This window comes from Curtobacterium sp. MWU13-2055 (assembly GCF_023242305.1).
Taxonomy (GTDB): Bacteria; Actinomycetota; Actinomycetes; order Actinomycetales; family Microbacteriaceae; genus Curtobacterium.
The window spans coordinates 77,415-99,429 of the sequence record NZ_JALLIO010000001.1; the positions used below are offsets into that span (position 1 = coordinate 77,415).

The 22,015-nt window shown below is 71.7% G+C and carries 21 protein-coding genes; 9 read left to right on the top strand and 12 right to left on the bottom strand.

The window, feature by feature from the left end:
- Positions 1 to 65: 65 nt before the first annotated feature.
- A complete protein-coding gene (locus M4960_RS00335) occupies positions 66 to 1,505 on the top strand; it encodes a GuaB1 family IMP dehydrogenase-related protein (RefSeq protein WP_248703199.1) in 1,440 nt (479 codons plus the stop codon).
- Between the two features lie 351 nt (positions 1,506 to 1,856).
- Here the strand turns inward: M4960_RS00335 and M4960_RS00340 are convergent, their stop codons facing one another.
- The 4 genes from M4960_RS00340 to M4960_RS00355 form a co-directional block, all read right to left on the bottom strand.
- Positions 1,857 to 2,894, bottom strand: coding sequence for a hemolysin family protein (locus M4960_RS00340; RefSeq protein ID WP_123294216.1), 1,038 nt, complete (start codon positions 2,892 to 2,894; stop codon positions 1,857 to 1,859).
- Positions 2,891 to 4,285 carry a hemolysin family protein gene (locus tag M4960_RS00345; RefSeq protein ID WP_123294217.1) on the bottom strand — a complete coding sequence of 465 codons (1,395 nt, stop codon included), beginning with the start codon at positions 4,283 to 4,285 and terminating at the stop codon, positions 2,891 to 2,893. The genes M4960_RS00340 and M4960_RS00345 overlap by 4 nt, the downstream gene beginning before the upstream one ends.
- A gap of 157 nt (positions 4,286 to 4,442) precedes the next feature.
- Positions 4,443 to 5,525: an NADH:flavin oxidoreductase/NADH oxidase gene (locus M4960_RS00350; RefSeq protein ID WP_248703200.1), complete on the bottom strand. Its 1,083-nt coding sequence runs from the start codon at positions 5,523 to 5,525 to the stop codon at positions 4,443 to 4,445.
- A 10-nt stretch (positions 5,526 to 5,535) separates the two neighbouring features.
- The gene (locus M4960_RS00355) at positions 5,536 to 6,168 is read right to left on the bottom strand and encodes an HAD family phosphatase (protein ID WP_173168694.1); all 633 of its coding nucleotides are present in this window, start codon (positions 6,166 to 6,168) and stop codon (positions 5,536 to 5,538) included.
- 24 nt (positions 6,169 to 6,192) lie between these two features.
- Here M4960_RS00355 and M4960_RS00360 point away from each other — a divergent pair, with 24 nt between their 5' ends.
- Complete coding sequence (locus M4960_RS00360; protein WP_248703201.1) at positions 6,193 to 7,053, top strand: ADP/ATP-dependent (S)-NAD(P)H-hydrate dehydratase; 861 nt, start codon at positions 6,193 to 6,195, stop codon at positions 7,051 to 7,053.
- A 264-nt stretch (positions 7,054 to 7,317) separates the two neighbouring features.
- Here M4960_RS00360 and M4960_RS00365 read toward each other — a convergent pair whose 3' ends face one another.
- Positions 7,318 to 8,028 (bottom strand): YceI family protein, encoded by a 711-nt coding sequence (locus tag M4960_RS00365; protein ID WP_248703202.1) that lies wholly within the window; start codon positions 8,026 to 8,028, stop codon positions 7,318 to 7,320.
- A gap of 84 nt (positions 8,029 to 8,112) precedes the next feature.
- Between M4960_RS00365 and M4960_RS00370 the strand changes: the two genes are divergently transcribed.
- Positions 8,113 to 9,378: a hypothetical protein gene (locus M4960_RS00370; RefSeq protein WP_248703203.1), complete on the top strand. Its 1,266-nt coding sequence runs from the start codon at positions 8,113 to 8,115 to the stop codon at positions 9,376 to 9,378.
- Positions 9,375 to 9,683: a thiamine-binding protein gene (locus M4960_RS00375; protein ID WP_123294222.1), complete on the top strand. Its 309-nt coding sequence runs from the start codon at positions 9,375 to 9,377 to the stop codon at positions 9,681 to 9,683. Before M4960_RS00370 ends, M4960_RS00375 begins: the two co-directional genes overlap by 4 nt.
- Before the next feature lie 89 nt (positions 9,684 to 9,772).
- Here the strand turns inward: M4960_RS00375 and M4960_RS00380 are convergent, their stop codons facing one another.
- A complete protein-coding gene (locus M4960_RS00380; protein ID WP_173168691.1) occupies positions 9,773 to 9,967 on the bottom strand; it encodes a hypothetical protein in 195 nt (64 codons plus the stop codon).
- Between the two features lie 124 nt (positions 9,968 to 10,091).
- On the opposite strand from M4960_RS00380, the gene M4960_RS00385 reads away from it, so the two are divergent.
- Positions 10,092 to 10,277 (top strand): hypothetical protein, encoded by a 186-nt coding sequence (locus tag M4960_RS00385; protein ID WP_173168690.1) that lies wholly within the window; start codon positions 10,092 to 10,094, stop codon positions 10,275 to 10,277.
- 306 nt (positions 10,278 to 10,583) lie between these two features.
- Positions 10,584 to 11,849: an MFS transporter gene (locus tag M4960_RS00390; protein WP_248703204.1), complete on the top strand. Its 1,266-nt coding sequence runs from the start codon at positions 10,584 to 10,586 to the stop codon at positions 11,847 to 11,849.
- Between the two features lie 331 nt (positions 11,850 to 12,180).
- Here the strand turns inward: M4960_RS00390 and M4960_RS00395 are convergent, their stop codons facing one another.
- The 6 genes from M4960_RS00395 to M4960_RS00420 all read right to left on the bottom strand — a co-directional run bounded on the left by M4960_RS00395 (position 12,181) and on the right by M4960_RS00420 (position 19,801).
- Positions 12,181 to 12,852: a response regulator transcription factor gene (locus M4960_RS00395; RefSeq protein WP_111086410.1), complete on the bottom strand. Its 672-nt coding sequence runs from the start codon at positions 12,850 to 12,852 to the stop codon at positions 12,181 to 12,183.
- A gap of 87 nt (positions 12,853 to 12,939) precedes the next feature.
- Positions 12,940 to 14,265: a hypothetical protein gene (locus M4960_RS00400; protein ID WP_248703205.1), complete on the bottom strand. Its 1,326-nt coding sequence runs from the start codon at positions 14,263 to 14,265 to the stop codon at positions 12,940 to 12,942.
- On the bottom strand, positions 14,262 to 15,419 hold the full coding sequence (locus M4960_RS00405; RefSeq protein ID WP_131879752.1) for a sensor histidine kinase: 1,158 nt from the start codon (positions 15,417 to 15,419) through the stop codon (positions 14,262 to 14,264). The genes M4960_RS00400 and M4960_RS00405 overlap by 4 nt, the downstream gene beginning before the upstream one ends.
- Before the next feature lie 198 nt (positions 15,420 to 15,617).
- A complete protein-coding gene (locus M4960_RS00410) occupies positions 15,618 to 16,820 on the bottom strand; it encodes a homoserine O-acetyltransferase (RefSeq protein ID WP_248703206.1) in 1,203 nt (400 codons plus the stop codon).
- A 281-nt stretch (positions 16,821 to 17,101) separates the two neighbouring features.
- Positions 17,102 to 18,433 carry a bifunctional o-acetylhomoserine/o-acetylserine sulfhydrylase gene (locus M4960_RS00415; RefSeq protein WP_111086406.1) on the bottom strand — a complete coding sequence of 444 codons (1,332 nt, stop codon included), beginning with the start codon at positions 18,431 to 18,433 and terminating at the stop codon, positions 17,102 to 17,104.
- Between the two features lie 279 nt (positions 18,434 to 18,712).
- Positions 18,713 to 19,801 carry an acyltransferase family protein gene (locus tag M4960_RS00420; protein ID WP_123294229.1) on the bottom strand — a complete coding sequence of 363 codons (1,089 nt, stop codon included), beginning with the start codon at positions 19,799 to 19,801 and terminating at the stop codon, positions 18,713 to 18,715.
- A 118-nt stretch (positions 19,802 to 19,919) separates the two neighbouring features.
- On the opposite strand from M4960_RS00420, the gene M4960_RS00425 reads away from it, so the two are divergent.
- The 3 genes from M4960_RS00425 (at position 19,920) to M4960_RS00435 (ending at position 22,012) form a co-directional block, all read left to right on the top strand.
- A complete protein-coding gene (locus M4960_RS00425; RefSeq protein ID WP_248703207.1) occupies positions 19,920 to 20,693 on the top strand; it encodes an SDR family oxidoreductase in 774 nt (257 codons plus the stop codon).
- A gap of 69 nt (positions 20,694 to 20,762) precedes the next feature.
- Complete coding sequence (locus tag M4960_RS00430) at positions 20,763 to 21,296, top strand: phosphoribosyltransferase (protein WP_173168683.1); 534 nt, start codon at positions 20,763 to 20,765, stop codon at positions 21,294 to 21,296.
- Complete coding sequence (locus M4960_RS00435; protein ID WP_248703208.1) at positions 21,293 to 22,012, top strand: Type 1 glutamine amidotransferase-like domain-containing protein; 720 nt, start codon at positions 21,293 to 21,295, stop codon at positions 22,010 to 22,012. Before M4960_RS00430 ends, M4960_RS00435 begins: the two co-directional genes overlap by 4 nt.
- The last annotated feature ends 3 nt before the right edge of the window (positions 22,013 to 22,015 follow it).

A 22,015-nucleotide genomic window follows, 5' to 3' on the forward strand; every position in this document is an offset into this window, starting at 1 on the left:
GGTGTCAGCCGTGGCGCGAGTCGGGGCCCGGTCCGGCCTCCGGGCGGAGCCGTACAGTGGGGCCCATGAGGTTCTACGAGACGCGGCCGACACACGACCTGACCTACTCCGACGTCTTCCTCGTCCCGAGCCGATCCGGCGTGACGAGCCGCTTCGACGTCGACCTCGCGTCGAACGACGGCAGCGGTGCGACGATCCCGATCGTGAGCGCCAACATGAACTCGGTCACGGGTCCGCGCCTCGCCGCGACCCTGGCCCGGCGCGGGGGCCTCGGCGTCCTGCCGCAGGACATGCACCTGCAGGACCTCGACGCCGCGATCCGCTGGGTGAAGGACCAGCCGGTCGACTACGACACCGCCTACGACATGGGCTCGTCCACCACCGTCGCCGAGGCGCTCGAGCAGCTGCTGCCCGTCGCCGGTCGGGGCGTGGTGGTCCGCGACGCCGCCGGGGAGTACCTCGGGTGCGTCCCCGCCAGCCGGCTCGGCGACGCCGGTCCCGACGCGACGCTCGGCGACCTGCTGCACGGCGCCTCGACCGCGATCGACGCCGAGGACGCCGGCACGCCCCGCCACGTCTACGACGTCCTGAGCGGCGCCGAGGTCGACTTCGCACCCGTCGTGCGGCACGGCAAGGTCGTCGGCACCACGAGCCGGACCAGCGCCATCCGCTCCGACATCTACACACCGGCCGTCGACGCCTCGGGACGTCTGCGCGTCGCGGCCGCGATCGGCATCAACGGCGACGTCGCATCCAAGGCGCAGGCTCTCGCCGCCGCCGGGGTCGACGTCCTCGTGCTCGACACGGCGCACGGCCACCAGGAGAGCATGCTCCGCGCGCTCCGCACCGTCGCGGGGCTCCGGCTCGGCATCCCGCTCGTCGCCGGCAACGTCGTCACCGCCGACGCCGTCGCCCACCTCGTCGACGCGGGCGCGGACATCATCAAGGTCGGTGTCGGACCCGGCGCCATGTGCACCACGCGCATGATGACCGCCGTCGGTCGGCCGCAGTTCTCCGCCGTCCTCGAGACCGCCGCCGCCGCACGGTCCCTCGGCGCGCACGTCTGGGCCGACGGCGGGGTCCGGTACCCCCGCGACGTCGCGCTCGCACTGGCGGCCGGCGCCTCGGCCGTGATGATCGGCTCGTGGTTCGCCGGCACCCTCGAAGCGCCGGGCGTGCTCCGTCGCGACGCCGCCGGCAAGGCCTACAAGGAGAGCTGGGGGATGGCGTCCGCGAAGGCCGTCCGCGAGCGCTTCGAGCGGCTCGACCCGTACGAGCGGGCCCGCAAGGAGCTCTTCGCCGAGGGGATCTCGTCGTCGACGATCTTCCTCGACCCGGAGCGTCCGAGCGTCGAGGACCTGATCGACATGATCACCACGGGCGTCCGGAGCTCCGCCACCTACGCGGGCGCCGCGTCGCTCGCCGAGTTCTCCGAGCGCGCTCTGGTCGGCATCCAGTCCGCCGCCGGCTACGAAGAGGGCAAGCCGCTCCCCGTCAGCTGGTAGCGCGCGCCGGCGGGCGCGGCCCTGGTCGCGACCACGAACGGACGGGAGGCCCGTGGCGAGACCGCCACGTGCCTCTCGTCCGCCATCGCGAAAGCGACAGATCCCTGCGGAACGTTCGCGGGAATCTGTCGCTTTGGCGGAACTGGCGGTGCGGAGTCTCGGGCTGGGCGACCGAATCTGTAGCGCCAACCGTGAGATCGGTCGCTCACGCCGGGTCTCGCGGCCGGCCGCGGGGCGGACGGGAGGCCCGTGGCGAGACCGCCACGGGCCTCCCGTCCGCCATCGCGAAAGCGACAGATCCCTGCGGAACGTTCGCGGGAATCTGTCGCTTCGGCGGAACTGGCGGTGCGGCTACCGGCGTCGGGTCGCGTCCTCGACCTCGCCGACGAGCTCCTCGAGGATGTCCTCGAGGAAGAGCACGCCGAGGGTCCGGCCATCGGCGTCGAACGCCCGCGCGACGTGGCGGCCCGCGGCCCGCATGGTGGCCAGGGCGTCCTCCAGGTCCATCTCCGTGTAGAGCGAGATGAGCTGGCGGATGCGCTTCGGCGGCACCGGGTCGTCGAACTCGTCCGGCCGCAGGTCGATGACGTCCTTCACGTGCACGTAGCCCGTGGGGGAGCCGTCCTCGCCGACGAGCACGTACCGCGAGAACCCGCGCTGCGCCACCGCACGCTCGACGTCCGCCGGGGTGGCGTCCTCGGGCAGGGTGACGAGCTCGGCCATCGGCACGGCGACGTCGCGGACCTTCTTCTCGGTGAACTCGAACGCCAGGGCGAGCTTGCCGTCGTCGGTCAGGGTGCCCTCGCGGCGGGACTGCTCCACGATGGTCTGCACCTCTTCCACCGTGAAGGCGCTGACGGCTTCGTCCTTGGGCTCGACGCGGAACAGGCGCAGCACGGCGTTCGCGACCTCGTTCAGGCCGACGATGACCCAGTGCAGGCCGTGGCCGATGTACCAGAGCGTCGGCACGAGCAGCAGCGCTGCGCGATCTGGCATCGAGAACGAGATGTTCTTCGGGACCATCTCGCCGAACACCACGTGCAGGAACGAGACGAGCAGCAGCGTGACCACGAACGCCACGGTGCCGATGACCTCGACGCTCCAGCCCGTCAGGTGCAGCGGGACCTCGAGCAGGTGGTGGATCGCCGGCTCGGAGACGTTCAGGATGAGCAGCGAGCAGACCGTGATGCCGAGCTGCGTGGTCGCGAGCATGCGGGTGGCGTGCTCCATGGCCCACAGGGTCATCTGCGCGGCCTTCGAGCCTTCTTCTGCGCGCGGTTCGATCTGGGAGCGGCGGGCGGAGATGACGGCGAACTCGGCGGCGACGAAGTACGCGTTGCCGAGCAGCAGCACGAAGAGCCAGAAGATCCCCCACCAGTCGGAGCTCATCGGGTGCTCTCCTTCGTCTCGGACCGCTTCGCGGTCTTGGTGCCGGTCTTCGTGGCCGGGATGATGATGGCGGTCGCCGCGGTGTCCGTCGGCGGGGGCGTCGGGGTCCAGCGGATGCGGTCGATCCGACGGCCGTCCAGACGTTCGACCCGGAAGACACCGCTGTCGAGCGGGACCTCGTCACCGACGACGGGCAGGCGGCCGAGCGTCGACATGAGGAAGCCGCCGACGGTCTCGTACGGGCCGTCCTCCGGCACCTTCACGCCGGCGCGGTCCTCGAGCTCGTCGGGACGCAGCAGGCCGGGGAAGGTCAGCCAGTCGCGGGAACGGACCACGTCGATGCGCGCGCGGTCGTGCTCGTCGGAGACCTCGCCGACGATCTCCTCGATGAGGTCCTCGAGCGTGACGACCCCGGCGGTGCCGCCGTACTCGTCGACCACGATGACCATCTGGTAGCCGCGGCCGCGGACCTCGGCGAGCAGGGTGTCGCCCGGCATCGTCTCGGGCACGCGTTCGGCGTCGGTCATGAGCGCTCCGACGGGGACCTCCGGGCGCTTCTCGCGGGGGACGGCGACGGCCTGCTTGACGTGCACGATGCCGACGACGTCGTCCGCGTCCTCCTCGATGACGGGGAAGCGGCTGAAGCCGGTCTTGCGGGCGAGGGCGATGACGTCCTGCGCGGACTCGGACACCCGGATGGTGGAGAGCCGCGGGCGCGGCGTCATCACGTCGCTGGCGCTGAGCTCCGAGAACGAGATCGTCCGCTGGAGCAGCGTCGCGGTGTCCTGCTCGAGCGACCCCTCGGACGCCGAACGGCGGAGCAGCGAGGTGAGCTCCTCGGCGCTGCGAGCACCGGACAGTTCCTCTTGCGGCTCGATGCCGATCGACCGCAGCACGGCGTTCGCGGTGCCGTTGAGCACCGCGACCGCCGGCTTGAACACGGTCGTGAAGGCGATCTGCAACGGCACGACGAGCTTCGCGGTCTGCAGCGGCAGCGCGAGCGCGAAGTTCTTCGGCACGAGCTCGCCGAGGATCATCGACAGCAGGGTCGCGATGACGAGCGCGATGATCGATCCGACGGTCTCGACGATGCCCTCGGGCAGGTTCATCGCCAGGAACGGCGCTTCGAGCAGCTTCGCGATGGACGGCTCGAGCAGGTAGCCGGTGAGCAGCGTGGTCAGCGTGATGCCGAGCTGCGCACTCGACAGGTGCGTCGAGGTGACCTTCAACGCCCCGATGACGGGTGCCAGGCCCGGCTCACCGCGGTCGCGACGGGCTTCGACGTCGGCGCGGTCGAGGTTGACCAGCGCGAACTCGGACGCGACGAAGACGCCGGTGCCGAGTGTCAGCAGGATGCCGCCGACGAGCATGACGATGTCGATCGGACTCATGATTCACCCCCGTCCGCGCACGGGGATGACGTGCAGCTCACCGAGTGAGCGGCGGATGAGTGAGGCGAAGAACTATTCGGGGGATCGTCCACAGTGCTGCCAATCGTACTGCCTGCCCGAGGGGCCGACCGAGGATCCGTTCAGGAAGGCCGCGCGTCTACGCCGTGACCCGCGCGCGGTGGTACTGCTGCGGCTCGTAGTCGACGGTCACGCCGAGCTCGACGGCCACGCGCAGCGGGAACCCCGGGTCGCGCAGGAACTCGCGGCCCACCATCACCACGTCGGCCTGTCCGGTCGCGACGATCTGCTCGGCCTGGAAGCCCTCGGAGATCATGCCGACCGCGATGGTGCCGATGCCGGCGTCGCGCTTGATCGCCGCGGCGTGCGGCACCTGGTAGCCGGGGCCGACCGGGATCGGCGCGCTCGCGACGTTGCCGCCGGACGAGACGTCAGCCAGGTCCGCGCCGTGCTCCGCAGCCCACCGAGCGACCTCCGTGGTCTCGTCGAGCGTGAGCCCGCCGTCCACCCAGTCGGTCGCCGAGAACCGCACGACGATCGGGAAGCCCTCGCCGACCTCGGCACGGACGGCGTCGAGGACCTCGAGCAGTGCCCGGGCGCGGTTCTCGAGCGACCCGCCGTACTGGTCCGCGCGGTGGTTGCTCAGCGGCGAGAGGAACTGGTGCAGCAGGTACCCGTGGGCGGCGTGGATCTCGACCAGGTCGAACCCGGCCTCGACGGCGCGGCGAGCGGACTGCGCGAACGCCAGCGCGACGACCCGGATGTCCTCGGCCTCGAGCTCGCGCGGGACCGCGTAGCCGTCGAAGGCCACGGCGGACGGGGCGACGGTGGACCAGCCGCCCTGGTCGGCGGGGACCGAACCGTGCGTGGACTCCCACGGGCGGAACGTCGACGCCTTGCGGCCCGCGTGTGCGAGCTGGACACCGGCGGCAGCACCCTGCGCGTGCAGGAAGTCGACGATCGGCTTGAAGGCGTCGCGCTGCTGGTCGTTCCAGAGCCCGAGGTCCTGCGGGCTGATCCGACCTTCCGGCACCACGCCGGTCGCCTCGACGACCACCGCACCGGCACCGCCCTTGGCGAAGCCGCCCAGGTGGACGAGGTGCCACGCGGTCGGCACGCCGTCCTGCTCCTCGGCCGAGTACTGGCACATCGGGGAGACCCAGATGCGGTTGCGGACCGTCAGGTCGCGGATGGTGATCGGCTCGAACAGGGCGTGCGTCACGCGGGACTCCTCAGGGGACGGGCGCCGGCTCGGCCGCGAGTTCCGTCAGGAACGACCGCAGTGACGCCGACGACGTGTAGTGGTGGCCGACCGCCCCGATCGCTTCCGCGCCGGTGGCGTTCTCGGCCCTGTTGTCCACGAACACCATCTGCTGCGGCTCGATTCCCAGACGCGCGCACGTGTCGCGGTAGATGGATGCGTCGGGCTTCAGGACGTGCTCCTCGGCGCTCACCACCACCGTCTCGAACAGCGAGCCCATCGGGGAGCGTCGGTACGGGTCACCGAAGTCGAAGCCGGCGTTCGACAGCAGCGCCACCCGGGTCCCCGCGTCGTGCAGCTCCTCGACGATCGCCAGGGTCTCCGGTTCGACCTCGAACCACCCGGTGAAGTCGACGGCCCAGAACCGGTGGATGTCCGTGATGCTCCAGTTCCGCCCGACGCGCTCGCCGATCGCCCGCCAGTACGCCACGACGGACAGGTCGCCGCGGTCGAGGTCGTGGCGGAGCTCCTGGTAGACGGGGAACAGCTCGTCGGCCGGCACCCCCGTCAGCTCGACGAGGGCATCGCGTGACGCGTGCGGCGTCCGGCTGATCACCTCGCCGTAGTCGAAGACCACCACGCGACCAGGCAGGAACAGGCTCATGCGCTCCACCGTAACGTGGGGCCGGTGAACGACTTCGTGCCCGTCCAGCCGTCCGATGCCGCCGCGTGGGTCACCGCGCCGACGGGGGAGTCCACCAAGTACCGCCGTGGGGTGCTCGGCATCGCGACCGGCTCCGACCAGTACCCGGGTGCCGCGGTGCTCGGGGTCGACGCCGCGGTCCACACCGGTGTCGGCATGGTCCGGTACGTCGGGCCGTCGCGGGCGTCGGACCGCGTCCTGGCGCGTCGCCCCGAGTCCGTCGCCGGCGTCGGTCGGGTGCAGGCCTGGCTCGTCGGCTCGGGCATCTCGGCGTCGTCGCTCGGTGACCTGGACGCCACGACCGCCTCGGGCTTCAGGCACGCCTCGGACGACGGTGTCCCGGTCGTGGTCGACGCGGGCGCGATCCCGCTCGTCGACCTCGGCCCGCTCGCCGTCCTGACCCCGCACGCGGGCGAACTCGCGTCGTTGCTCGGCGTCTCCCGCGAGTCGATCGAGCAGGATCCCGCCGCCGCAGCGCTCCGTGCCGCCGCGCAGACCGGCAGCGTCGTCCTGCTCAAGGGCGAGCGCACGCACGTGGTCACGCCCGACGGGTCGGTCCGGTTGGTGGCGTCGTCGGCGACGCCGTGGCTCGCCGCCGCCGGTGCCGGGGACGTGCTCGGCGGGGTGCTCGGCGCGGTCGTGGCCGCGCGGCAGGGCTCCGTCGAGGCTGCTGGTTCGTCGCTGACGCCGTCGGACCTCGCGCACCTGGCCGCGTCGGCCGCGGTGGTGCACGGGCTCGCGGCGCGGCGGGCGTCCGGTGGCGGGCCGTTCCCGATGACGGGGCTCATCGCCGAGCTGCCCGGGGTCGTGCGGGACCTGGTCGTCGACGGCGACGCGCGCGGGTAGGGGTCGGTGCGCGCGCACCTTCCGACGAACCACGAGGTGATCGACGCGTGTTCTGTCGCAGGATGCGCACGCAATGGGTTCGTGCGCATGTTCCGACGAAACACCGCGGGTTCGACAGGTGGAAGGTCGCAACATGCGCACGCATGCGCGAGGGGGCGCGGCCTGGAACGCGAGCGGGGACGGACGGGAGGCCCGGTGCCAGCTCGCACCGGTCCTCCCGTCCGTCTGTCGCGCACGTCACGGGCGTGACGCGCGTCGCGGACGTCAGCTCGCGGGGGTCGCGTGCACCAGGAACTCGACCGTGCCGGAGTCGTCGACCTTCACGAAGCCGAGGCTCGGCGCCTGCACGCCGTAGTCCGAGAAGGTGACCGGGATCGAGCCGGAGATGTCGACGCCATCGCCGTTCAGGCCGACCTGCAGGTCGGCGGTGACGTCCTTCGTGACGCCGTGCAGCGTGAGCTTGCCGGCAGCGGTGACCTTCGTCGTGTCCGAGCCGCTCGGGACCGCGTCGGCGATCGGCTCGGTGAGTTCGAACGTGGCCTCGGGGAAGGCGGAGGTGTCCATCGCGGAGTCGCGGAAGTAGGAGTCGCGCTGGTCCGAGTCGGTGGCGATGTCGGCGACCTGCACCGTGATCGTCGCCTTCGTGATGCTCGTGCCGTCGACGGTGGCGCTGCCGGAGACGCTGTCGGTGCGGCCGGTGACGGTGACGTCGGAGCCGTTCAGGACCTCGTGCAGGCGGTAGCCGGCCTCCGAGTCGCCGCCGACCGTCCACGCGCCGGACAGGTCGGAGTCGTCGAGGGTGGAGGCCTCGCGGCTGGCGGCCACGGACGGTGCCGCCGATGCCTTCGCGTTCTCGTTGCTCGTGTAGACGTTCGTCGCGACGATCGCCCCGATGACGCCGAGCACGACGACGGCGGCGATGACGGAGATCCAGATGACGGCCTTGCGGCGCCCGCGCGGGGTTTCGGTGGTCACGAGCAAGACGGTGACACGTCATGGTTGGGGGAGCCTGGGATTCTCAGCCGGTTCCGGTGTGCTCGCTGCCGGTACGCTCGTCCGGTGCGCAGGACCGGGAACCCGTGGATCGAACGCGTCGGGTTCGTCCTGGCGTTCGCCGCCGTGCACGCGGCGCTGTGGTGGCTGACCGCGATCTCGGCGAACCTGCCCCTCGGCGACGTCACCATCACCTACAGCCGGTGGATCGAGACCGGGCGGAGCGCGGACTTCTGGGTCGGCATCGACGGCGAGTGGGTCTACCCGATCCTGGCGATCGTGCCGATGGCCGCCGCAGCACTCGGTGGGATCGCGTCGATCGGCTCCGGGTGGCTGCTGCTGATGGTGCTGCTCGACGCCGTCGCGTGTGCCTTCCTGTGGCGGTTCCGGGCGCGCGGCGGGTTCGGCTCGCGTGCGGACGGCTCGTCGTCGCGTGGCGTGCGGGTCGTGTGGTGGTGGCTCGCCTTCCTGCTCGCACTCGGGCCGATCGCGCTCGGCCGCATCGACACGGTGGCGACGGTGTTCGCGCTGGTCGGGGTGGCCTTCGTCGCCTCGCGGCCGGCGGTCGCCTCGGCGCTGTTCACCGCCGGTGCGTGGACGAAGGTCTGGCCGGCCGCCCTCGTCGGCGTGCTGCTGCTCCTGCGGAAGGGGCACCGCCGCGGTGTGCTGGCGGGCGCCCTCGTGCTCAGTGCGCTCATCGTGCTCGTCGACGTGCTCTGGGGCGGAGCGCCGTACCTGCTGTCGTTCATCGGGGAGCAGACCGGTCGGGCGCTGCAGATCGAGTCACCGCTCGCGACGCCGTTCATGTGGTCGGCAGCGTTCGGGGCTCCTGGTGCGGCCGTGTTCTACAACCAGCAGATCCTGACGTTCGAGGTCTCCGGCGCCGGCACGCACGCCGCGGCCGCGGTCTCGACGCCGCTGATGGCCATCGTCGTCGTCGCCGGTGTCGTCCTCGCGCTGTGGGCCGCACGCCGTGGCGCCCGTCGGGCCGAGCTCGCGCCCGTGCTCGCGCTGCTGTTCGTCGCCACGCTCATCGCCACCAACAAGGTCGGGTCGCCGCAGTACATCGGATGGCTCGCCGTGCCGATCGTGTGGGGACTGGCCGCCGGGACGCCGAGTGTGCGCCGGTTCGTGCCGATCGCGATCGCCGCGCTCCCCACCGCCGTGTTGACGCAGCTGATCTACCCGGCCTACTACGACCAGGTGCTCACGCTGCAGCCGTGGATGCTCGTGGTGCTGACGCTGCGGAACGTGCTCGAGGTGGCGATCCTGGCGTGGACCGTGGTCGAGCTGGTGCGGATGGGCCGGGGCGCGGGCAGGATGGACGCATGATCGTCGCCTTCTCCGTTGCTCCGTCCGGTGGTCCCTCCGAACAGGCGGACGGCTCCGTGCACGACGCCGTCGCCGCAGCCGTGCGGGTGGTCCGTGAGAGCGGCCTGCCGAACCGCACGTCGTCGATGTTCACCGAGCTCGAGGGGGAGTGGGACGAGGTCATGGACGTCGTCAAGCGCGCCACCGAGGCCGTCGGCGTCTACGGCACGCGGGTGTCGCTCGTGCTCAAGGCCGACATCCGACCGGGGCACACCGGCGAGATCGACGGCAAGCTCGAGCGGCTCGAAGCGGCGCTCGGCGAGTAGCGCTCAGCGGCCGGCGCTGTTGCTCGGCGCTCGCCTTCGGCGCTGTCGTTCGGCGCTCGCGCTCGCGCTCAGCGCTCAGCGCTCAGCGCTCAGCGCTTGTCGCGTCGCCGCGCCCGGGTCCGACGGCGGGGGTCCGGTCCGAGCACCACGAACACCGTCAGCAGCGCGATGCCGGCGAGCACCGCGATGAGCACGATGACCATGCCCATCGGGTCGGTGGCGTCCTCGCAGTTCACGGGCGCGCCGGCGCGGCACGATGCGAGCACGGTGGTGGCGAGGGTCACGTGCTCATTGAACAACGAGGGCCCGCGCGACACGCCGACGCCCTCCCGCGGATGTCGGTGGTCGGGTGTCTCATGGCCCCTGTCGAGCCACATCCGGTGGCCCCGAGACGACGAGGAGCGCGTGATGACCCACGACGGCTGGTGCCCCGACTGCGACCTGCGAACGGTCGTCATCGACACGGACGAACAGGGCGAGAACGCCTGGGCCACGTGCGCCGAGTGCGGCTCCGGCTGGACGCACCGCGACGAGCTGCCCGATCTCGCACCCGCGTCGACGCGTCCCGCCCACACGGAGCGTCAGGCGGCCTGACCCGGTTCTCCTCGGGTACGACCGGGCCAGCCCGGTGCGACCCGTGCTGGCCGCGCACGGCGACTTCCGTTCGGCCTTTGGAGCGGTCTACACTGCTCGGACCGGATGGTCGTCGCCACCCGGACCGTCCCGTTCGCTGCTGAACCCGGACCGGCACCCCGCTCGGGCGTGGCCGCGTTGCCGATCGGCACGTGCGCCGCGACGACCGCGGGACGCCTCCGTCACCACCGTCGCCCAGGCGACACCGTCCAGCCGACACCCCGATCCGACGCCGCCCGTGCAGGACGTCGTCCGAGAACAGGCCCCATGTCACAGCTCACGCCTGCGCGTCGCACCGCCGCGCTCATCTCGCTCGCCCTCGGCGGCTTCGCCATCGGGTCGACCGAGTTCGTCGCGATGGGTCTGCTGCCGAACATCGCGCAGGCGCTGCTGCCGCAGCAGTACGGCCTCGACCCGGATGCCGGCATCGCGCACGCGGGCTGGCTCGTCAGCGCCTACGCCCTCGGGGTCGTCGTCGGTGCTCCCACCATCGCGGCCATGTCGGCGAAGTTCCCGCGCAAGGGCCTGATCCTCGTGCTGCTCATCGGGTTCGTCCTCGCGACGATCGCGAGCGCGCTCCTGCCGTCGTTCGGCCTGGTGCTCGTCGCCCGGTTCGTCGCCGGCCTGCCGCACGGCGCGTACTTCGGCATCGCCTCGATCGTCGCCGGCGACATGATGGGCCCGGGCAAGCGCGGCAAGGGCATCGCGATGGTGCTGCTCGGCCTGTCCGTCGCGAACGTCGTCGGTGTCCCCGCGATCACCTGGGTCGGCCAGCTCGCCGGCTGGCGGATCGCCTACGGCGTCGTCGCCGCACTGTTCGCGCTCACGTTCCTCGCCGTCGCGGCCTTCGTGCCGAAGAGCGCCCGTGACGAGCACGCGACGATCGGCCGGGAGCTCCGCGCCTTCCGCGTGCCACAGGTCTGGATCGTGATGGGCCTCGGCGCCGTCGGGTTCGGTGGGTTCTTCGCCGTCTACTCGTACATCTCCCCGCTCGTGCAGCACGTCACGGGCATGCCGGAGTCGTTCGTGCCGATCGTCCTGGTGGTCGTGGGCATCGGCATGGTCGTCGGCGGTGTGCTCGGTGGACACCTCGCCGACCACAGCGTGAAGCGCACGATCTACTTCGGCATGTTCTCGCTCATCGGCGCGCTGCTGCTCACGGTGCTGACCGCGCAGTGGCTCTGGGGGATGCTGCTCGGCGCGTTCCTGCTCGGTGCGACCTCGTCGGCGATCCCGCCGGCGGTGCAGTCCCGCCTGATGGACGTCGCCGGCGACGCCCGGACGATCGCCGCGGCGCTCAACCACTCCGCGTTCAACATCGGCAACTCGCTCGGCGCTGCACTCGGCGGTGCGGTCATCGCTGCCGGCTTCGGGTTCGTCGCACCGGGCTGGCTCGGCATCGTCCTCGCGCTGCTCGGTGTCCTCGTCACGATGTTCAGCTACTCGGTCGAGCGTCGCACCACGCGGCGTGCCGCGCTGCGCTCCCCGTCGCCGAGCACCGGCCCGATCACCGCGCCCGTCCCGATCCACTGACCGCGCGCGGGCGCCGCCAGCGCGGTTCGCGAAAGCGACAGTCTGCCGCGAACTTTTCGCGGCAGAGTGTCGCTTTCGTGGAACGGACCGCCGGCATCGGCGGCACCGTGTCGCTGTGGCGGGACAGACCGCAGGCCGGTCCCCATCCACTGACCGCGCGCGGTGGGCGTGCCCACGCACCGGACGGGAGGCCCGTGGCGACGCCGCCACGGGCCTCCCGTCCGATGTGAGTGCGGCAGACCGCCCATGGTGAGCAGAAATGGTCGGGTCCCGTGATGGGACCCGACCATTTGTGCTCACGAAGCGAGCAAGCGCCCACGTGCGCCGCGCGCTACAGGCCCAGCGGGCCGCCGTCCTGCACGATGATGCCGTCGGTGATCGCCCGCTTCCGGAGCGCCACCTTCGTGCCCACGTCGAAGCCTGCAACGCGGTACTTCTCGCGGATGCGCTTGAGGTAGCTCTTCGCCGTCTCCTCGGAGATGCCGAGCTGGTACGCGACGCTCTTCACGGGCTCGCCACCGCCGTACAGGGCCATCACGCGACGCTCCTGGGCGCTGAGCTTCGGGACGCCACCGACGTCGCCGCTGTTGATGGCCAGGTCGAGCTCGGCGGAGACGTACTGCTCGCCGCGCTGGGCGGAGCGGATCGCCTCGACGATCATGTCGGCGTCCTCGCTCTTCACCAGGTAGCCGAGTGCGCCGGCCGCCAGGGCCTCGCGCACGACGTTCGGCTCCGAGTAGGTGCTCATCACGACGGTCTTCACACCGGCGGTCTTGAGCGTCGAGATCTTCAGCGACACCGGGATGGAGTCCTTGAGGTCCAGGTCGAGCAGCACCACGTCCACCGGGAACGCCGGGCTCGTCAGGAGCTCGGGCCAGGTCGTGACCGCGGCCACCAGCGTGATGTCGTCGGCGGCGCTCCGGATCCACTCCGTGAGCGCGCCGAGGAGCATCCTGTGGTCGTCGACGAGTGCGAGTCGGATGGGTTCCTCTGGAGTCGCCATGCGGGCGTCCTTTCTCGGGGGCAGTTCGTGCCCGATCCTAGGAGGGAGGGGCACGTGGCACGGGCAGGCTGTCCGGGTGTCCGGCAGCTACATCGACGGATGTCGGTCCACGACGCAGTGGGCGACGATGTGGAGCGCGCCGTCGCGGACGGTCTCGGTGTACGGACCGATGCGTTGCAGGGCGCTCCAGGCGGTGGGGCCGAGGCGTCGGCGCTGGACGCCGCGGGACTCGATCACGACCGGCACGTCCATCCGCTCGTCGGTGACGGGGTGGCCGTCGGACCCGACCGGGCCGAGCGTGACCGAGACGACCGGCAGGCCAGGGGTGGCGGTGCGGCCGTCGCCGACCATCTGCCACAGGGCCTGCAGCAGTCCGTCGCGCTGGGCGGGCGAGAGGTGTCCGGCGAGGGCGCCCGGGTCGGCGACGCTCACCGAACGGCCGAGGTGGTCGGACTCCGTGATCGCGTGGTACAGCCAGGTCTCGCGCCGTCCCTCGATGAGGTGCAGGCGGAGCTCGGTCGCGAGCGAGGCGGCGACGGAGCTCGAGGCGTCCGACAGCGGCAGGGGATCGGTGCCGTTCGCGACGGCGTCGAGCAGCTTCTCGGCGGCCAGGTCGAGTCGGGCGAGCTCGTCCGAGGCGAGCATGCCGACGGCGAACTGCGGCGCCTGCACGTTGCTCTGCACGAGCACCCGGTCGAGTTCCCGCTGCACGAGCTGCCGGAACCGCTGCACGACGTACAGGGCGATCGACGGCGGCACGACGACGAGGGCCAGCAGGGACACGATGCCCGGCAGCGTGTCGTTGGTGATCGGGGTCGAGGCGACGCTCATGACGACGAACGCCAGGCCGAGCACCGCGATGGCGGCGGCGACCTCGCGGGCGGGTCGGAGCGTGGCGATCGGCAGGAGCGCGAAGCCCGCGGCGATCGAGGCCGACGCCGTGTGGGCGATGTCGTGCTCGGGCCAGATGCCGATGAAGTCCAGGGTCACGACGCACGCCAGCACGACGCAGATCAGCACGAAGGCCAGCCCGGTCAACCGCTCGCCGTAGGTCAGCACGCTCAGGCCGACACCGACCGCGGCGACGATGTAGAGCATCCAGGCGGCCGCGGGCAGCCACGGGTCGGAGAAGTCGGACCAGCGGACCAGGAAGTACACGATGCCGGAGACGGCCTCGATGGCGGTGAGCACCGCGGCGCCGAGGCCGAGGTACCCGGCTCCGAGCGAGGCGCCGGGCTTGGCCGCCTGGCGGAGCGACCGTGCGCCGGTCGAGGTCGAGGGGAGCCCGCGGGCCTGCCGACGCTCGCTGGTGCGGTAGCGCTCGCGCGCCTCGCGGCGGGTGCGGGGCGGCTGCTGGCCGGTCGACTCGCCGGGCAGGCCACGGCTGATGGTGTCCTCGGGGACCCGGGTCATCGCGGTGCCTCCAGGACGACGGTGGTGCCGGAGCCCGGCGCGGAGAACAGCTTGGCGTCGCCGCCGACCTCGCGCAGGCGGCTCACGACGCTCTCCTTGAAGCCGAGTCGTTCGGCGCTGACGGTGGTCAGGTCGAACCCGACGCCGGAGTCCGTGACCATGGCCCGCACCATGTCGTTGTCGTGGACGATCGTGACGTGTGCCTCGCCGACACCGGCGTGCCGGCGGACGTTCTCGAGGCACTCGCCGAGCGCGAGCAGGAAGGCGTCGAGCACGTGCGACGGCAGCAGCACCTGACCGGTGCCGTGCCAGCTGACCTCGAGGCCCATCCGCCCGAAGCGCTGCTTCACCGACTCGAGGGTCTGGCCGAGCGGCGACTCCTCTTCGCGGGTGAGCGAGTAGTCGCCCGACTGCGACGGCTGCGGGGTCGCGCCGAGTCGCAGGTGGCGCAGGAGTCTGGCGTCCTCGGCGGCCTGCTCGCGCATGGCCTGCTCGGAGACCCCGACGCCGGAGTGCGCGAGGAGCGTGAGCGTCGCGAGGACCGTGTCGTGCAGCAGCCGCGCACCCTGCCGCCGCTGCGCCTCGGTCTCGCTGGCCTGGCGTTCAGCGCGGTGCGCGGTGCCGATGCTGTAGATCCGTCGGGCGACGCGGGGGATGCTGCGCGAGATCCAGACGGCCACGACCGCGATGAGCACCCAGCCGAGCAGGGCGCCGCTGACGGGCGTCGACAGGAGCCCGCCGGTGGCCCACACCATCACGACGACGACGATCGCGCCGGTGCCGATCGTGAGTCCGAGGCCGAACGGCTGGCCGCGCTGCGCCATCAGCGGGGCGGACAGCGAGCCGCCCGCGAGCGGCATGACGGCGCTGGCGACGAGCGGGCGGACCGACTCGTCCACGCCGGAGAACAGCAGCGCGAGCGAGGCGAGCCCCGTGACGAGGATCGCGGCGGTCCACCACACGCTGCCACTGCGCCCGAAGAACACGAACGCGGCGACCATCGCGGCGATGCACAGCAGGGCGCCCACGAGCGGCAGGGCGGAGACCGCGGCGGCGGAGACCACGCCGACGACGCTGATGAGCGCGCAGACGATGCCCACGACACGGGTCGTCGCCCGCAGCAAGCGGTCGCGTTCCTGTGCGATGAATTCCATCGATGTCCTGGTTGGTGACGAGCTGGTGTGACGGGTCGTGCGGGGAAACCGAGCCTCGTTCAGTCCGGGCTCGCAGCCATCCAACCACGGGCGACACCCGTTGGGGGGTGTTCGGCGCGCCGTGCCGCGCGTGCCGTCACACCGGTGCGTGCCGCCGCCCCGGCGCTTGCCGCGGCCTCGGCGCGCGCCGTGTCGCGCTCAGCCGTCGAGCAACCGCCGCAGGTGCGCGCCGACCTGCTCGTGCTCGATGAGGAACCCGTCGTGCCCGAACTCGCTCTCGATCACCGCGGCCGTGTCCCCGTCGAGCGTGTCCGGCACCCCGGCGGCGATCCGGTGCTGGTCCTCGATCGGGAACAGCCGGTCGCTCGAGATCCCCACGACGAGCGCGCGGGCCGTCACGAGTTCGAGCGCGGCAGCGACACCGCCCCGCCCGGCCCCGACGTCGTGGGAGTCCATCGCGTGCGTGAGGGTGATGTACGACGACGCGTCGAAGCGCCGGGTGAACTTGTTGCCGTGGAAGTCGAGGTAGCTCTCGACCGAGAACCGCCCGTCGTCGCCGAGCGGGGACACGTCGCTCTGCCACGACCGGGCGAACCGGCCGTTCAGCTCGTCCGACGCCCGGTAGGTCATCAACGCCATCCGCCGCGCGAGCGCCAGCCCGCGGTGCGGGCCCTCGCCGGCGTCGGCCTCGTAGTAGTCGCCGCCCGCGAACGCCGGGTCCATCTGGATCGCCGAGCGCTGCAGGGAGTTCGCCGCGATCTGGTCCGCCGTGGTCTGCGCCGTCGAGGCCAGCACCGCCAGCCGCTGGACGCGTGCGGGGTGCGACACCGCGAACTCGAGGGCGTGCATCCCGCCCATCGACCCGCCGACGACGGCCGCGAACACGTCGATGCCGAGCCGGTCGGCGAGCTGGCGCTGCACCTCGACCTGGTCGCGCACGGTGACGAACGGGAAGCGCGAGCCCCACTCGACCCCGGTGGGTGCCACCGACGACGGCCCGGTGGTGCCCTGGCACCCGCCGAGCATGTTGGGTGCGATCACGAACCAGCGGTCGGTGTCGATCGCCAGGCCGGGTCCGACGACGTCGCCCCACCAGCCGGCGGTGCGGTGGCCCGGACCGGGTGCGCCCGCGACGTGCGAGTCGCCGGTCAGCGCGTGGAAGAGCAGGACGGCGTTGTCGCGCGCCGCGTTGAGCGTGCCCCACGACTCGTACGCCACCCGCACGGCCGGCAGTCGCCCGCCGCGCACCCACTGCTCGCCGAGGGATGCGAAGTGGCGCGCACCCGGGTGGTCGCCGGGGCGCCAGGCGCCGGTGACCGGCGGCTTGCCGATGGTGCCGAGTTCGGCGCCGGGCACCAGGGTGGACGGCACGGAGTCCTCGGGGGTCGTCTGCCAGTCCATGGTGCGTCCAGTCTGCCGGGAGGCGCGGGTCGCCGCCGCCGTGTTACGTCACGCCCGCCCCGTGGCCGGGTCGCAGGCCGCGCTCGCGTCGTCCTGGTCCGGGCGTCTGCGGTGGGTGCGCGGGTGGGTGCGCGGGCGGGTGCGACAACGTCGACGTCGTACGACATCGAGGAAGTCGCACCGCCGCGTCGGCAACTGTTGCACGGGTGGGGAGACGACAAGGTCGACGTCGTGCGACGTCGACCTTGTCGTTCCGAGTCGGTGCCCCGGGCGGGGAAACGCTAGGCGCGCTGCCCCTCCTGCGAGACCGCACGGGCCGCGGCGAGCCCGGCCTCGAGGTCGGCCTTCAGGTCCTCGATGTTCTCGATGCCGACCGACAGTCGCACCAGGCCCGGCGTGACCCCGGTGGTGAGCTGCTGCTCGGGCGTGAGCTGCGAGTGCGTGGTCGACGCCGGGTGGATCACGAGCGAGCGCACGTCGCCGATGTTCGCCAGGTGCGAGAACAGCTGCAGGTTGTCGACGAACGCCTTGCCCGCGGGCACCCCGCCCTTGAGCTCGAACGACAGCACGGCGCCGACGCCCTTCGGCGCGTACCGGTTCGCCGCGGCGTACCACGGCGACGTCGGCAGGCCGGCGTAGGCGACGGTCGCGACGTCCGGGTGCTGGTCGAGCCACTCGGCGATCTCCTGGGCGTTCGACACGTGGCGCTCGATGCGGAGCGACAGGGTCTCGATGCCCTGCAGGAGTGCGAACGCGGTGTCCGCCGAGTTCGACGCGCCGAGGTCGCGGAGCAGCTGCACGCGGGCCTTCACGATGTAGGCGAGCTCGTTGCCGACGGCCTCGGCGAAGACCGCGCCGTGGTACGACGGGTCGGGCGTGTTGAACTCCGGGAACTTGTCCGGGTGCTGGGACCAGGCGAACTTCCCGCCGTCGACGATGATGCCGCCGATGACGGTGCCGTGGCCGCCGAGGAACTTCGTCGCCGAGTGCACGACGATGTCGGCCCCGTGCTCGAACGGACGGATGAGGTACGGCGTCGCGATCGTGTTGTCGACGATCAGCGGGACGCCGGACTCGTGCGCGACGTCGCTGACGCCGGTGATGTCGAGGACGTTGATCCGCGGGTTGCCGATGGTCTCGGCGAAGAAGAGCTTCGTGTTCGGGCGGACGGCGCGTCGCCACTCCTCGAGGTCGTCCTGGTCCTCGACGAACGTGGTCTCGATGCCGAGCTTCGCCAGCGTGTACTTGAACAGGTTGTACGTGCCGCCGTAGATCGACGACGACGACACGATGTGGTCGCCCGCACCCGCGATGTTCAGCACGGCGTAGGTCTCCGCCGCCTGGCCGGACGCCACGAGGAGTGCGCCGCTGCCGCCCTCGAGTGCCGCGATGCGCTGCTCCACGACGTCGTTCGTCGGGTTCATGATGCGGGAGTAGATGTTGCCCGGCTTGGCGAGGGCGAACAGGTCGCGGGCCTCGTCCGAGTTCGCGAAGACGTACGAGGTCGTCTTGTAGATCGGGGTGGCGCGGGCGCCCGTGGTCGGGTCCGGCTGTGCGCCGGCGTGGACCTGCGTGGTCTCGAACCGCCACTGCGCGGCGTCGTGCTCGGTCATCTTGGTGCTCCTGTCCGGTGCGGCTGGTCGTCGGGTCGCCTTGCGCTCGGCCTGGAGGCGCGGCGCGTCTGTGCGTCGGGTGTCACGGTACGCAGGTGGTCGCGCTGGTACCAGCGCACCCGCCTCGGGACGTAACGCGCACGCCCGACGCGCCACGGGCCTCCCGGTCGAGCCTGCGCGCTCGTCTGACGGCGGCGACCACGGGGATCGGTCGCGGCCTGCCGCGACGTCGCGCGCTGCCGACTGAGCGCAGCGAAGACGACTGCTTGCGCGGAAATGTCAATTGTCGCGACGGAACAGCCAACCGACGTTCGGTTCGAGCAGCCAGCGCATCCCGCGCCGCACGAAGGGCTGCGCCAGGAAGAGGCTGACCGCGCAGGCGATCGCGACCATCAGGAGCACGAACGGCCACGCGGAGTGCGGACCGGCGAGCACGCCGGACTCGCGGATCGGGTAGAGCACGAACGTGTGCAGCAGGTACACGTACATCGTCGCCGCACCGAACTGCGTGAGCCAGATGTTCCGGCGGGGGATGAGCACCAGGAACGACGCGGTGAGCAGTGTCGCGAGCAGCATCAGGCCGAAGCGGACGGCGCCGGCCCACCACGCGTCCTCGCCGAGACCCGAGTACGAGTCGTCGTAGAAGAACCAGTGGTGCAGGTCGAACTCCTTGAACTGCGGGATCCACACCGCGCACGACACGGCCCACGCGGCGAACACGACGCCGGCGGCGACGCGCACCCGGACCACGGTGCGGCGCGAGGCCTCGTACCAGCGGTCGAAGAGCCCCCACTGCTTGACCTGCCACCCGAGCAGGAAGAACGGCAGCAGGCTGATCGCACGGGACAACGAGAGCGTGGAGTCGACGTTGTCGAAGTAGCCGACGCCGATGCTGAACACGACGGCCCAGAACAACGGCCACCGCAGCTGCGCCAGGTACGGCAGGATCAGCTTGAAGATGCCGAGGGCCAGCAGGAACCACAGGGTCCAGGTCGGCTGCGTCGGGTTGAAGTCCTTGCCGCCCTCGACGATGCCCTGCACCACCGTCCAGATCGTCTGCATGATGATGTACGGCACGACGATGTCGGTGATCGTCCGGCGCATGCGCTTCGCCGTCGGGGTGTCGGCCGACGAGAAGTATCCGCTGATCACACCGAACGCGGGCATGTGGAACGCGTAGATGAACGTGTAGAGCGCCAGGGCGTGCTCGCTCGCCGTCGTCTGGCGCTGGATCGCGTGGCCGATCACGACGAGGGTCACCGCGACGAACCGCGCGGTGTCCCACATCGGGATACGGCGCGGTGCCCGGCCGGGTTCGAGCTGCGTCGCCGGGGCCGAGGGTGCGGGAGGGGCGGCATCCGTCGTCATCGTCGGTCACGTTACCGGATCGTGACCTGGGAGGGTCGGTACGGTGGGGACCGGGGCGAGCAGTCGTCCCGACACCGGGGCGATCGTTGCCCCGACACCGACGGAGGAGGCAGATCACATGGCAGCACGGCGCGCAGTCGTCACCGGAGCGAGCTCGGGCATCGGGGCGGCCACCGTCCGACTGTTCCGCTCGCGGGGCTGGGACGTGCTCGCCGTCGCCCGCCGGGCGTCCAAGCTCGAGGCGCTCGCCGCGGAGACCGGGGCCGAGGTCCTGGTGGCGGACATCACGAGCGCTGCCGACGTCGAGGCGCTCGCCGCCCGCGTCGCCGTGCTCGGCGGCGCCGACGTCCTCGTCAACAACGCCGGTGGCGCGTTCGGCTCGGCCAGCGTCGAGGAGTCCGACGTCGACGACTGGCGGGCCATGTTCGAGGTGAACGTGATCGGCACGAAGCGCGTCGTCGCCGCGCTGCTGCCGCACCTGCGGGACCGTGCACGCGACACCGGGGGAGCGGACATCGTCACGGTGACGAGCACGGCCGGGTTCGTGGCGTACGAGAACGGCGGCGGCTACAACGCCGCGAAGTTCGCCGAGCACGCCCTGGTCGGCGCGCTCCGGCTCGAGCTGAACGGCGAACCGATCCGCGTCGTCGAGATCGCCCCCGGCCTGGTGAAGACCGACGAGTTCGCGCTCACCCGCTTCCGAGGCGACGAGCAGAAGGCCGCTGCGGTCTACGACGACGTGCCGGACCCGCTCGTGGCCGACGACGTCGCCGAGGCGATCGTGCACGCGGTGGAACTGCCGCCGCACGTGAACCTCGACCTCGTCACGATCCGACCGGTCGCGCAGTCGGCGCAGCACAAGCTCGCGCGCGGGACGCTCTCGCCGCGCTGATCGCCTGCGCAGCGCCCGGGCGGTGGCCACGGGTCGCGGGCGCGGGGTCCCTGCCGGTACCGTGGACGGATGCCGATCAGCAGCGAACCCGAGCCCACGGCCCCGGCTCAGTCGACCGTGACCGTGACGAGCGGGCCCGAGGTGCTCGGATGGCTGGAGTTCGGTGACGCCGCACGCCTGCTCGCGAAGGACGTGCTGTCCTCCGGCTTCGAGCCCGAGGTCGTCGTCGCCGTCGCCCGCGGCGGGCTGATCATCGCCGGTGCCGTGGCCTACGCGCTCGGCACCAAGGAGTGCGGCTCGATCAACGTCGAGTTCTACACCGACGTCGAGCAGCGCCTGGACGAGCCCGTCGTGCTCGCACCCGCGCTCGACGCCCCGAGCCTCGCCGGCAAGCGCGTGCTCGTCGTCGACGACGTGTCGGACTCCGGTCGGACCCTGCGCCTGGTGGTCGACATCATCCGGAACGCCGGTGCCGACGTCCGCAGCGCCTGCCTGTACTCGAAGCCCGGCACCGTCCTCGAGCCCGACCACGTGTGGCGCCGGGTCGACGGCTGGATCACGTTCCCGTGGAGCGCCCTCGCACCGGTGACGGCCGAGTCGTGAGCATCCACCTCGTCGGCGGCGGACTCTTCGCCGCCTCGGACGCCGCAGCGCCCTTCCTCGCCGAGGCCACCGCACGCTCGGCCGCCGTCGGCCGGACGGTCCCGCGCATCGCCCTGCTCTCCGTCGCCGGTCCGGACGGCGGCAGTCCGTCGTCGACCGCCGACATCGCCGAGGTGCTCGGTGGTGCCCGCGCGGCCGAGGTCGTCGTCACCGAGGTCGCGGCCGGCCAGGTGTTCGACACGACCGTCCTGAGCGACGTCGACGCGCTCGTCGTCGGCGGCGGCGTCACCCCCGACTACCTGGGCGCGATCGCCCCACTCGTCGACCAGCTCCGGTTGCTCGTCGCCGACGGCCTGCCCTACCTGGGCTACTCGGCCGGTGCGATGATCGCCGCCGACCGCGCGCTCGTGGGCGGCTGGCGCATCGGCGGCGTCGAGATCTGCCCCGAGGCAGCCTCTGAAGGCCTCGACGAGGTCGAACTCCGCGAAGGGCTCGGCCTGGTCGACCTGACCATCGACGTCCACGCGGTGCAGGCCGGCACCCTCGCTCGCCTGATCGCGAGCGCCGAGGCCGAGTTCGTCACCGCCGGCCTGGCGATCGACGAGGACACCGCCCTCGTCGTCGGCGAGGGCGCGCTCGAGGTCCGGGGCAGCGGCAGCGTCTGGCGGGTCATGGCCGGCGAGGAGTCGGTGGCCGTCGCCACGATGGGTGCGTAGCAG